Genomic DNA, 11,047 nt, shown 5'->3' with positions numbered 1-11,047 from the left:
TCCCACGGGGTATTCGACGCACCCGCCCCGGAGGGGACTTCGTGGGTATCGAGAGCGACCAGGTCGTCTACGAGTATCTGAGCCGTGTCGGAGACGTGGCCCAGCAACGGCAGCTGCCTTCGGGCATCCGCATGCGCCTGGTCTCGGAGCTGCGCAACGAGATCGACCGGCGCCGGGCCAAGGCGACCGTCGACAGTCCGGCCGCGGTCCGCCGCATCCTCGAACGGCTCGGCACCCCCGAGTCGGTCGTCGCCGCCGCGAACGCCGATACCGGCGGGGGCGAGGGCCCGGCCGAGCCCCGCGCGGCCGTCCCGACCCAGCGCGCCCAGGAACCCGAGCCGCGGGCCAAGCGCCTGCGCCGGGTCGTCCCCCGCCCGCGTCCCGCCGAGCCGGACGTTCCCGCGACAGCCGACTCCGCGCCCTCCCCGCCGCACCTCGCGAGCACGGAGGAACTCGGGTCCGGGCAGCCCGACTGGTGGCGGGTGGAGAGCAGCCCGTTCGGCTCGGTGGACAGCGTGCCCGGGTTCACGGGCGGCATCGAGATCCCCGAACTGCTCAAGCCGCCGCCCCGCGAGGCGGACGAGCCGGAACCGAAGCCCGCGGCGCCCGTCGTACCCGCGGCGCCCGTCGAGGCGGCCGAGGCGGACACGGCGACCGGGAAGAGGACCCGCCGTTTCGTCCCCCGGCTGCGCCCCGTCGGCGGCGGCTGGACGAACCCCCTGCTGCTGCTCGCCGCAGCCCTGCTCGTCGCGGGCGCCGCCATCGGCAACCTCGTCATGCTCGGCCTCGGCTGGCTCATCGCCTACCTCTCGCGCCGCCTCAGCCCCACCGAGTCGAAGTGGGCCGTCCTCGGCGTCCCCGGCCTGGTCGCCACCGCGGGCATCGTCTGGCTCTGGGGCCGTACGGGTGGCCGCTGGGGCACACCCATCGCGGACGGCCACATGAACGACGCGGTCGCCGAGACCTGGCCCTGGGTCCTGCGCGGCGCCGCCATCGCCTCGGCGCTGTACCTGGTGTGGCGGTCGCAGCGCCCTAGGTAGTGCCGGAAGCGGCTGTGTCCTCCTGGCCTTCCGGGGCTTTCCGGCCTTCCTGGGCCGGGACACGGGCATCGCCGCCCCGCCACGGGGCGCCGGGTACCACCAGCGGCGACCCGGTCACCGGATCCGGCACGACCACGCACTCCAGCCCGAAGACCTCCCGTACGAGACCGGCCGTGACGATCTCCGACGGCGTCCCGGAGGCGACGATCTGCCCCTCCTTCATCGCGACGAGGTGGTCGGCGTAGCGGGCGGCCTGGTTGAGGTCGTGCAGGACGACCACGGCCGTGCGGCCTCGGTCATGGTTCAACTGCCGTACCAGGTCCAGGACTTCCACCTGGTGCGCGATGTCGAGGTAGGTCGTCGGCTCGTCCAGGAGCAGCAGTTCGGTCTCCTGCGCGAGCGCCATAGCGATCCAGACCCGCTGCCGCTGCCCGCCCGACAGCTCGTCCACGGGCCGCTCGGCCAGCGAGGCCACGTCCGTACGCTCCATCGCCTCCGTCACGGCCCGCTCGTCCGCCTCCGACCACTGCTGCCACCAGCTCTGGTGCGGCTGCCGGCCACGCGAGACGAGGTCCGCGACGGTGATCGCCTCGGGGGCGACCGGCGTCTGCGGCAGCAGCCCGATCTGCTGCGCGATCCGCTTGGTGGGCAGCTTGGCGAGCGAGGTCCCGTCCAGGAGCACGGCCCCGCCCTTCGGCTTCAGCAGCCGCCCGAGCGCACGCAAAGTGGTCGACTTGCCGCACGCGTTGGGCCCGACGATGACGGTCACCCGCCCGTCCGGGATCGCGAGATCCAGCTCTCGCACCACGGTGCGGTCCTCGTACGCGAGCGTCAGCTCACGCGCAGACAGCCTGCTCATGCCCTGCCCCTCCTGCCCTTTGCCATGCCCTGCCTCACGCCTTGACCCCAGAACGGACGGTACGGCTCCGGACGATGAGCCAGATCAGATAGGGCGCCCCCACGGCCGCCGTGAACACCCCGACCGGCACCTCGGTCGGCGAGAACAGCTTCCGCCCCAGCAGATCGGCCAGTACGACGATGACGGCACCCAGCAACGCCGAGCACACGAGCGGGATCTGCGCGGTCCGGGTCATCCGCCGGGCGATCTGCGGAGCCAGCAGCGCCACGAAGTCGACGGGCCCCGCCGCCCCGGTCGCCACCGACGCCAGGACGACCCCGAGGACCACGAGCCCCAGCCGCACCCGGTTCAGCCGCACACCGAGCGCCGTCGCCGTGTCGTCGTCCAGACCGACCGTCCGCTGCGCCCGGGCCGCCCACGCGACGGCCGGTACGAGGACCAGCAGCGTCCAGCCGAGAGGCGCGGCCTCCGCCCAGCCACGGCCGTTCAGCGAGCCCGTCATCCAGATCTGCGCCTGCTGCGCGACCAGATAGTCGCCCTTCGTCATGAAGAGCGTGGTCACCGAGCGCAGCGCGATCGCGAACCCGATCCCGATGAGCACGAACCGCGTCGCGTGCAGCCCGCCGCGCCAGGCGAAGACGTACACGAGCGCGGCGGCCAGCAGCCCGCCGACCACGGACAGATACGGCAGGACCGTGTACGACGTCACCCCGAACGTCATCGCGCCCACCGTCAGCGCGCTCGCGCCCTGGCTGATCCCGATGATGTCCGGGCTGGCGAGCGGATTGCGGGCGACGGTCTGGATCAGCCCGCCCGCGACCCCGAAGGCCGCCCCGACGAGCAGCCCGACCACCAGTCGGGGCGCCCGCAGTGTCCCGACCACCAGCTCGTCCGCCGACGGCCGCCCCGTCAGGACCTTCAGCACCTCACCGGGCGCGACGAAGCTCTCGCCGACACAGAGGTACGCGAGACAGGCCGCCGCGAGCAGCACGGCGAGGCCCGCGCCCACGGCGACCGCCCGCCGGTGCAGCAGGAAGGTGGCCCGCCGGGCGCGGAGCACGGAGTATCCGGCGGAGGCGGTGGTGGTGGGTCTTCCGGCCGTGGAGGCCTTGGCCGTGGGGGGCGTCGGGGTCGTCGAGGCCGTCGTCACGCCGGTACCGCCTTCCTGCGGACGAGCCCGACCAGGAACGGCACCCCGATCAGCGCCGTCATCACACCCGCCGGAACCTCGCTCGGCGGGAACAGCACCCGGGCCACGGTGTCCGAGACGAGCAGCATCGTCGGGCCGAGGAGCGCGGCGAGTGGCAGCACCCACCGGTGGGCGGGCCCCACGATCGCGCGGGCGATGTGCGGAACGGCAAGCCCGATGAAGGCGAGGGGCCCGGCCGCAGCGACTCCGACGCCGGTCAGGACGGTGGCCCCGAGCCCGCCGACGATCCGTACCGTCGCGACCCGCTGCCCCAGCCCCTGGGCGACGTCCTCGCCGAGCGCGAGCGCGTCGAGCCCACGGGCGACCGACAGCACGAGCACGGCCCCGACCAGCAGGAACGGCCACACCTGCCCGACGATTTCCGCGTCCCGCCCGGCCAGCGAGCCCACCTGCCAGAAGCGGAACTCGTCCAGTGCGGAGGCCTTGGTGGTGAGCACGGCCGTGGTGACCGACACGAGCAGCGCGTTGATCGCGGCGCCGCCCAGCGCGAGCTTCACCGGCGTCGCGCCGCCCCGTCCGCTCGACGCGATCGCGTACACCGCGACCGACGCGATGGCCGCGCCCGCGAAGGCGAACCACACATACCCCGTGAGCGTGTGGATCCCCGCGAACGCGATGGCGAGGACGACTCCGACCGAGGCGCCCTGGCTGATGCCGAGGATGCCGGGGTCGGCGATGGGGTTGCGGGTGATGCCCTGGAGGACCGTGCCGGCGAGCGCGAGTCCCGCGCCGACCATGAGGCCGATGGCGGTGCGGGGGACCCGGAGGCCGCGTACGACTTCGGCGGCGTCGCTGTGGCCGCCGTTCAGGAGTGCGTCCAGGACCGCGGACGGGGGGATGGCGCGGGCGCCGACGGCCAGGCTGAACAGGATTGCCAGCAGTAGCGCGATGACGGCTGCCGCGAGGGCGGCGGCGCGTCTGGCTTGCATGGGCGGGGGCTCCGGGAGTGCGTGGCTGATGGCTGACTGGTTTGGTAAGGCTTGGCTGAGTCTATGTGGCGGTCGGGGGCGTTCGTCGGGTGCGGGTGGGTGGGGGCTGGTCGCGCAGTTCCCCGCGCCCCTTACGGGGCACGATGGCTGGGCACAATGGTCCATATGACTTCTCGTGTGCTGACCGTCGGCTTCGATCTCGACATGACCCTCATTGACTCCCGGCCCGGTATCCACGCCTGCTACCAGGCACTTTCCGTGCGGACGGGGACGTACATCGATGCCGATCTGACCATCACGAGGCTCGGGCCGCCGCTCGCGGAGGAGCTGGTGAACTGGTTCCCGGCCGAGCAGGTCGAGGCCGTGGCGGACATCTACCGGGAGATGTACCCCACACACGCCATCGCCCCGACGCCCGCGATGGCCGGCGCCCGCGAGGCCATAGCGGCGGTACGGGAAGCGGGCGGCCGGGCCGTCGTCGTCACCGCAAAGTACGAGCCGAATGCCAAGCTGCATCTCAGCCACCTCGGCATCGAGCCCGACGCCGTCATCGGCGGCCTGTGGGCCGAAGGCAAGGCGGAGGCCCTGCGCGAGTACGACGCGGGCATCTACGTCGGCGACCACACTGGCGACGTACGAGGCGCCCGCACCGCGAACGCCCTGTCCGTGGCGGTGGCCACGGGCCCGTGCGACGCGGAGGAACTACGGGAGGCGGGCGCGGACGTGGTGCTCAAGGACCTGATGGAGTTCCCGAGTTGGCTGGCCGGGTACACGGAGGCGCCCCTTTAGGGGCGCGGGGAACTGCGCGAACAGCCCCCACCGGCCTCGCGGCCGACGAACGACCACGAGGTTCAGGAACCCTCACGCGCCCGCCGACGCCCACTGGCAATCGACTGGAACACCCCCGCCCCCGCGATGAGGAATCCAACCCCCATCAACATGCTCAACCCGAACATGTACGTAGGAAAGGGCGTCGTACCCAGCAACAGTGGGGCAACGGTGACCAGTGTGGCCAAGGCACCGACGAAGAACACGATGGCCCCGGCACGGATCAGTCCGTCTCCGGCCGTGGCGGAATTCGTTTGGGTTTTGTCACGCACCCGACCAGGGTAGTTCCCTGCGCGGAGGAACAATCCGGCGACGTCTTGTCAGCAGCCGCCGGACCATTAGCCTTGGTACCGGCGGGTCCGACGACCCGCTGTAGTGCTATACGGACCCGTTTCCCGAGCAGTTTCGGCCGCAGTTTTCAGACGCAGTTTCCCGACGAGTACGAGGACGAGGACAGACGTGCCTACCGGCAAGGTCAAGTGGTTCAACAGTGAGAAGGGCTTCGGCTTTCTCTCCCGCGACGACGGCGGCGACGTCTTCGTTCATTCCTCGGTCCTGCCCGCCGGAGTCGATGTTCTCAAGCCGGGTCAGCGCGTGGAGTTCGGCGTGGTCGCCGGACAGCGCGGTGACCAGGCGCTTTCGGTGACGATCCTGGACCCCACCCCGTCCGTCGCGGCCGCGCAGCGCCGTAAGCCGGACGAACTGGCGTCCATCGTGCAGGACTTGACGACCCTCCTCGAAAACATCACGCCCATGCTGGAAAGGGGCCGCTACCCCGACAAGGCCTCCGGTGCGAAGATCGCAGGCCTGCTCCGCGCGGTGGCGGACCAACTGGACGTCTAGGAACCTGCACCGCAGTTCCCCGCGCCCCTTTCAGGGGCGCGGGGCTGCAGACATTTGCGGCTCCGCCGCGTGGGCGCGACCAGCCCTCACCGGCCCGCACCCACAATCCGGACCGGGCCACCCCATCACCCTGGTTCAGGGAAACGAAAGCGCGTCCGGCGCAAGAGCCGGCACCAACCCCTCGGCCGCCGCCCGAGTCAACAGCCCCCGAACCGCCGCGTACCCGTCCTCACCGAGGTCGGCCGTGAACTCGTTGACGTACAGCCCGATGTGCTGGTTCGCAACGGAGACGTTCATCTCCTGGGCGTGCTCCATGACGTACGCCCGAGACGCCTCGGGATCGTCCCAGGCGGCCCGCACCGACGTACGGGCGGACTCGGCGAGCAGCCGCAACGTGTCGTCGCCCAGCGCCCGCTTGGCGATGATCGCGCCGAGCGGGATCGGCAGCCCCGTCGTCGACTCCCAGTGCTCACCCATGTCCGCGAGCTTGTGCAGCCCGTAGTTCTGGTACGTGAAGCGGGCCTCGTGGATCACGAGCCCCGCGTCGACCTTGCCGTCCCGGACCGCCGGCATGATCTCGTGGAACGGCATGACGACGATCTCGCCGACCCCGCCGGGCACGACGTCCGCGGTCCACAGGCGGAACAGCAGGTACGCGGTCGACCTCTCGCTCGGCACGGCGACCGTGCGGCCGGTGAGGTCCACACCGGGCTCACGGGTCAGCACCAGCGGCCCGCAGCCCCGCCCCAGCGCGCCCCCACAGGGCAGCAGGGCCCACTCGTCCAGGACGTACGGCAGGACGGCGTACGACACCTTCAGGACGTCGAACTCGCCGCGTTCCGCCATGCCGTTGGTGATGTCGATGTCCGCGAAGGTCACGTCCAGCGCGGGCGCGCCCGGGACGCGGCCATGGGCCCACGCGTCGAAGACGAAGGTGTCGTTCGGGCAGGGTGAGTACGCGATCTTCAGCGGCTCGGCACCGGTGCCGGTACCGGCACGAGTACCGGGGTCGGTCTCGGTCTCGTTCTCATTGAGTGCGGTCATGTGGATTCCAACTCTCCAATGCGGGCGCGAGCTTCCCGAAGGCCCCGGTGAGTGCCGCGAGGGCGTCCCCGATCCGCCAGGCGGCACGGTCGCGGGGCCCGACGGGGTTGGACACGGCACGGAGCTCCAGCACGGGCACACCGTGCGCGGCGGCCGCCTCCGCGACCCCGAACCCCTCCATCGCCTCGGCGAGCGCCCGTGGATGGCGCCGGCGCAGTTCGGCGGCGCGTGCGGCGCTTCCGGTCACGGTGTTGACGGTGAGAACGGCACCGGTACGCGCTCCGGTGACGGCCGCGACCGCTCGTACGAGTGATTCCGGCGGACGGTGGGTGACGGCCCCGAAGCCCAGTTCGGTGACCGGGACGAATCCGGCCGGGGTCTCGGCGCCGAGATCCGCCGCGGTGATCTCGTCGGCGAGGACGAGCGACCCGACGGGTGCCTCGGGCTGGAAGCCGCCCCCGATACCGGCGGAGACGACCAGGTCGTACGGCCCGGAGGACTGTTCATCGCTCTGTTCGTCCAGGGCGGCCGCGGTGAGCGCGGCCGCGGTCGCCGCGGCGGCGGCCGCCGGGCCCACGCCCGCGGCGAGCAGATCGAAGACGGCGGGGCCGCCCTGCGGGGGTGCCACCCGGCTCAGGGTCGCCCCCGGAATCGCGTACTCCCGGGCCGTCGATGGCGCGAACGCCGCGGCCACCGCGTCCCGTTCGACGAGGACCGCGGTGGCTACGAGGACACGCATGCGCGGCGGATCAGGCGGCTCAAGCGTCGGCGTTCTCGAGCTTGAAGTTCCATACGCCCGCGAACTTCGAGTCGGCCTTGTTCTGCTGGACGATGCTGATGTTCAGCGTCTTCGGCGCGGGCTGGCCCTGCTGGCTCGCGAAGAGGTCGACGCCCTCGAAGGAGTAGTACGTCTTCTTGAACGGGTCGGTGACGCGCTGACCGTTGATCCACAGGGCCCAGCCCTCGTCGGCGATCTCCGGGTCGACACCGATCCGCAGCGTCTCGCCCTGCGGGACGCTGATGGTGTCGGAGGCCTTCTTGAGGGCGCACTTGGCGGCTTCCGCGCGGCCGATGTTGTCGCCGTCCTTGTAGCACTCGGCCTCGGTGCTGACCGAGTCGTTGCCGATCGTGACGGTGGCCATCGGCGTCGGCTTGTCACAGGCGGACAGGACGAGAAGTCCGGCGGAAACGGCGCCTGCGGCGGCGACGGCGCGGCGACGGCGCGCGAGGGGACGCTGGGAGCTCATGCCCGAAGGCTATCGGGCGGGTCCGGCGCCCCACCTACGCGGGTGGGGTACGCGGCGCGCCGCGCTCGAAGTGTCGAGCAGTATTCAGCCCCTCCGGCGTTTGAGGAGCGGGGGTTCGGGGGCGGAGCCCCTGAGTAAGGGATGGGAATGGGCAGGGGCGGCGGGGGCGAAAAAAGGCCGTTGTCCGCAGCCCGGCTCACGCTACCCGCGCGTGCTGCCGCCCCCCGCTGCGGGCCGCGGTCAGCAGCCCCCGCACCGTCGTGAGCCAGCCGGCGGCGACGATCCCGGCGGCCACGGACAACCCGAGCGTGCCGTTGAGCGGGAGCGCGATCCCGACCGCTCCACCGACCACCCACGCCATCTGCAACAGCGTCTCCGAGCGGGCGAACGCGGACGTCCGGACCAGTTCCGGCACGTCCCGCTGGATCAGTGCGTCCAGCGACAGCTTGGACAGCGCCTGCGCGAACCCGGCGAACGCGGCCAGTATCGCGACGAGGATCACCCCGAAGAACACCGCGGCCGTGATCGCGACCCCCAGCACCACCGCGATCACCGTCACGATGATCAGCTCCGGGGACCGGGTTCTCAGCGCCGCGCCGACCGCCGTGCCGAGCGCGTTGCCCGCGCCCGCCGAGACACCCACTATCCCCAGCGAGACCGCCGCGCTCGCACCGGCCAGCGGATGCTCGCGCAGCAGGAACGCGAGGAAGAAGATCAGGAACCCGGAGAGACAGCGCAGCGCAGCGTTCGCGGCGAGTGCGTGCGTGACCGCCGTGCCGACCGTACGCAGCCCCGGGCGCTTCGGCGGTTTCAGGTGCGGCCCGTGCAGGTGCTGCTCGTCCGCGGCGAGCAGGGCCTTGTCCTCGCCCTTGGCCGAGTCGACCTTGTGCGGGAGCTGGAACGACAGGAACGTACCCGCCACGAAGATCACGAAGGCGCCGTAGAGCGGATAGCGCGGCCCGAGCGCCTGCAGTCCGGCTCCGATCGGGGCGGCCACACCGGTGGCGAGGAGGCCGCCCAGCGTGACCCGTGAGTTCGCCTTCACCAGGGAGAACGCGGGTGGCAGGAGCCGGGGCACCACAGCGCTTCTGACCACGCCGTACGCCTTCGACGCCACCAGGACGCCGAGGGCCGCCGGGTAGAGCTCGATGCTGCCCGTGACGACCGCGCTCGACAGCAGCAGGGCCATGAACGCGCGGGCGATGAACGCGCCCGCCATCGCGGCGCGGCGGCCGTGCGGGAGGCGGTCCAGGAGCGGCCCGATGACCGGGGCGAGGAGTGCGAAGGGGGCCATCGTGATCGCGAGGTAGAGCGCCACGCGGCCGCGGGCCTCGTCCGTCGGTACCGAGAAGAAGACCGTGGAGGCGAGCGCGACGGTGATCATCATGTCGCCGGCGCCGTTCACGCCGTGCAGTTCGATCAGCTTGCCGAGGCCCGACTCGCCCGCGCCGTGCGCGTGTGTCGCCTTTCTGATGCCCCTGGCCGTCCCCGTGAACGGCAGGTGCAGGGCACGCCCGACGGAACGGACGGCCCCGCGAACCGGGCCCGATCCGCTCGTTCGTCCCGCCCCGGCCCCACCGATCCCGGTGGCACCATGGGGCGACCTCGCGGCTGCCACTCCGCAATAGTGCCCCGAGAACGGCGCATGTAGCGCGGTTACCGCGCGTATAGGGGCTGAGTGGACGCTGTGAGTTCGCCGCTGAGCGGCGGGTTTCGGGGATTGTGAAGCTGCTCCGGAAGGGCGGACGGGCGAGAATTGGCCACGGAGAGGCGAAGAACCGCCTGTCAAGTGGACGGAGCCGTTCATCGAGGAGCGGGCAAAGCGCCCATCGCGGAGCCCGCAAAGGCCACGCCGAGGAGCGGCGAAGAGACCGCGGTGTAGGCCAAGCGCCGACGAGACGGTAGCGTGCGTAGCGCGCCCGCGGCGGTTGTTCTCGGCCGCGCGCCTCTCGGCCATCCCGCAGAATGGATGACGTAGGTGCGCCCGAGTGCGATCGGGCGCGGACGTCGACGCGGCCCTCCGGTCCGCTCCGTCCGCACCCCCGTCGAGGGACGGCGCACTCGTGAGACGGCGTAGGAGAGAAGCGATACCTGTGAGCGCGACAACGCGAAGCCGAACCCCCGACCGTCTGTGCGCCGAGGCCGTCGACCTCGCCCGGGCCGCCGCCGAGGAGGCCGCCGTGCCCGGCGTCGTCGGGGAGCACGCGGGGATGGTCAGCGAAGGGGATCGCGTCGTCACGCACTTCTTCGAGTGCAAGGACCTGGGCTATCGCGGGTGGCGCTGGGCCGTGACCGTGGCCCGGGCCTCGCGGGCGAAGCTCGTCACCCTCGACGAGACGGTTCTGCTGCCGGGACCGGACGCGCTGCAGGCCCCCGAGTGGGTGCCGTGGAGCGAGCGGCTGCGGCCCGGGGACATGGGTCCGGGGGACCTCCTGCCCACGGACGCGGAGGATCTGCGCCTGGAGGCGGGGTTCTCCGGCGAGGACGAGCCCGCGCCGAACTCGCCGATCTCCGAGGAGATGGCCGAGCTCGTGGAGGCGGAGGACGCCGAGGTCACGGCCGGAACGCCGGCCGCGCTGCCGGCCGTACCGACCCGTGGGTCGATCGCCTCCGTCGCCGAGGAGCTCGGGATGCGGCGGGCGCGGGTGCTCTCGCGGTACGGGCTGCATGTCGCGGCCGACCGCTGGGAGGAGTCGTACGGGCCCAAGACTGCGATGGCCCAGGCCGCCCCCGCCACGTGCGTCAGCTGTGGCTTCCTGAATCCCATCGGGGGCTCGCTCGGGCAGGCGTTCGGTCTGTGCGCGAATGAGTTCTCGCCGGCGGACGGGCGTGTGGTGTCGCTGTCGTACGGGTGTGGTGGGCACTCGGAGGCCGCGGTCATGCCCAAACCGCCGCGGCCTGCGCCGCCGGTGATCGATGAGACCCGGGTGGACCCGTTCCCCCTGCGTCCGTCGCCGGACTCGGGGTCCGTGTCCGTCGGTCCGGACGAGTCCACGGCGGAGTTCGGCCACTCCTAGGCTGCCGCCGGCTCGCTGTTGAGTGCGGGT

Annotated in this window: 12 protein-coding genes; 4 read left to right on the top strand and 8 right to left on the bottom strand. The window is 71.8% G+C overall.

Features of this window, described 5'->3' with window-relative positions; all coding sequences use genetic code 11:
* The first annotated feature begins 41 nt into the window (after positions 1–41).
* On the top strand, positions 42–1,040 hold the full coding sequence (locus QF035_RS24070; RefSeq protein ID WP_307522625.1) for a hypothetical protein: 999 nt from the start codon (positions 42–44) through the stop codon (positions 1,038–1,040).
* On the opposite strand, the gene QF035_RS24065 is transcribed toward QF035_RS24070, so the two are convergent.
* The 3 genes from QF035_RS24065 to QF035_RS24055 all read right to left on the bottom strand — a co-directional run bounded on the left by QF035_RS24065 (position 1,033) and on the right by QF035_RS24055 (position 4,038).
* The gene (locus QF035_RS24065; protein WP_307522624.1) at positions 1,033–1,899 is read right to left on the bottom strand and encodes an ABC transporter ATP-binding protein; all 867 of its coding nucleotides are present in this window, start codon (positions 1,897–1,899) and stop codon (positions 1,033–1,035) included. The two genes, QF035_RS24070 and QF035_RS24065, sit on opposite strands and share 8 nt — an antisense overlap.
* Positions 1,900–1,933: 34 nt before the next feature.
* On the bottom strand, positions 1,934–2,959 hold the full coding sequence (locus QF035_RS24060; protein ID WP_307531378.1) for a FecCD family ABC transporter permease: 1,026 nt from the start codon (positions 2,957–2,959) through the stop codon (positions 1,934–1,936).
* Positions 2,960–3,045: 86 nt separating this feature from the next.
* The gene (locus QF035_RS24055; RefSeq protein WP_307522623.1) at positions 3,046–4,038 is read right to left on the bottom strand and encodes a FecCD family ABC transporter permease; all 993 of its coding nucleotides are present in this window, start codon (positions 4,036–4,038) and stop codon (positions 3,046–3,048) included.
* 165 nt (positions 4,039–4,203) lie between these two features.
* On the opposite strand from QF035_RS24055, the gene QF035_RS24050 reads away from it, so the two are divergent.
* Positions 4,204–4,827 carry an HAD family hydrolase gene (locus QF035_RS24050; RefSeq protein ID WP_373466709.1) on the top strand — a complete coding sequence of 208 codons (624 nt, stop codon included), beginning with the start codon at positions 4,204–4,206 and terminating at the stop codon, positions 4,825–4,827.
* Positions 4,828–4,889: 62 nt separating this feature from the next.
* On the opposite strand, the gene QF035_RS24045 is transcribed toward QF035_RS24050, so the two are convergent.
* Positions 4,890–5,138 carry a hypothetical protein gene (locus QF035_RS24045; protein ID WP_307522621.1) on the bottom strand — a complete coding sequence of 83 codons (249 nt, stop codon included), beginning with the start codon at positions 5,136–5,138 and terminating at the stop codon, positions 4,890–4,892.
* Between the two features lie 187 nt (positions 5,139–5,325).
* Here QF035_RS24045 and QF035_RS24040 point away from each other — a divergent pair, with 187 nt between their 5' ends.
* Positions 5,326–5,709, top strand: coding sequence for a cold-shock protein (locus tag QF035_RS24040; protein ID WP_055610283.1), 384 nt, complete (start codon positions 5,326–5,328; stop codon positions 5,707–5,709).
* 135 nt (positions 5,710–5,844) lie between these two features.
* On the opposite strand, the gene QF035_RS24035 is transcribed toward QF035_RS24040, so the two are convergent.
* The 4 genes from QF035_RS24035 to QF035_RS24020 form a co-directional block, all read right to left on the bottom strand.
* Positions 5,845–6,672 (bottom strand): 1,4-dihydroxy-6-naphthoate synthase, encoded by an 828-nt coding sequence (locus QF035_RS24035; protein ID WP_307531376.1) that lies wholly within the window; start codon positions 6,670–6,672, stop codon positions 5,845–5,847.
* A gap of 64 nt (positions 6,673–6,736) precedes the next feature.
* Positions 6,737–7,492, bottom strand: coding sequence for a futalosine hydrolase (locus QF035_RS24030; protein WP_307522620.1), 756 nt, complete (start codon positions 7,490–7,492; stop codon positions 6,737–6,739).
* Positions 7,493–7,511: 19 nt separating this feature from the next.
* Positions 7,512–8,000, bottom strand: coding sequence for a hypothetical protein (locus QF035_RS24025; protein ID WP_055610285.1), 489 nt, complete (start codon positions 7,998–8,000; stop codon positions 7,512–7,514).
* A 196-nt stretch (positions 8,001–8,196) separates the two neighbouring features.
* Complete coding sequence (locus QF035_RS24020; RefSeq protein ID WP_307522619.1) at positions 8,197–9,618, bottom strand: MFS transporter; 1,422 nt, start codon at positions 9,616–9,618, stop codon at positions 8,197–8,199.
* 475 nt (positions 9,619–10,093) lie between these two features.
* On the opposite strand from QF035_RS24020, the gene QF035_RS24015 reads away from it, so the two are divergent.
* Positions 10,094–11,017, top strand: coding sequence for a DUF3027 domain-containing protein (locus tag QF035_RS24015; RefSeq protein ID WP_269649996.1), 924 nt, complete (start codon positions 10,094–10,096; stop codon positions 11,015–11,017).
* Positions 11,018–11,047 lie beyond the last annotated feature (30 nt).

The sequence above is a fragment of the Streptomyces umbrinus genome (genome assembly GCF_030817415.1).
Lineage (GTDB): Bacteria > Actinomycetota > Actinomycetes > Streptomycetales > Streptomycetaceae > Streptomyces > Streptomyces umbrinus_A.
The sequence above is the reverse complement of the archived record's forward strand: the minus strand, read 5'-3'. Positions and strand labels throughout refer to the sequence as shown.

Bases quoted from the DNA above. Each gene is read 5' to 3' on its own strand.
- QF035_RS24050 (WP_373466709.1), top strand. From the start codon at position 4,204: ATGACTTCTCGTGTGCTGACCGTCGGCTTCGATCTCGACATGACCCTC.
- QF035_RS24065 (WP_307522624.1), bottom strand. From the start codon at position 1,899: ATGAGCAGGCTGTCTGCGCGTGAGCTGACGCTCGCGTACGAGGACCGC.
- QF035_RS24030 (WP_307522620.1), bottom strand. From the start codon at position 7,492: ATGCGTGTCCTCGTAGCCACCGCGGTCCTCGTCGAACGGGACGCGGTG.
- QF035_RS24055 (WP_307522623.1), bottom strand. From the start codon at position 4,038: ATGCAAGCCAGACGCGCCGCCGCCCTCGCGGCAGCCGTCATCGCGCTA.
- QF035_RS24025 (WP_055610285.1), bottom strand. From the start codon at position 8,000: ATGAGCTCCCAGCGTCCCCTCGCGCGCCGTCGCCGCGCCGTCGCCGCC.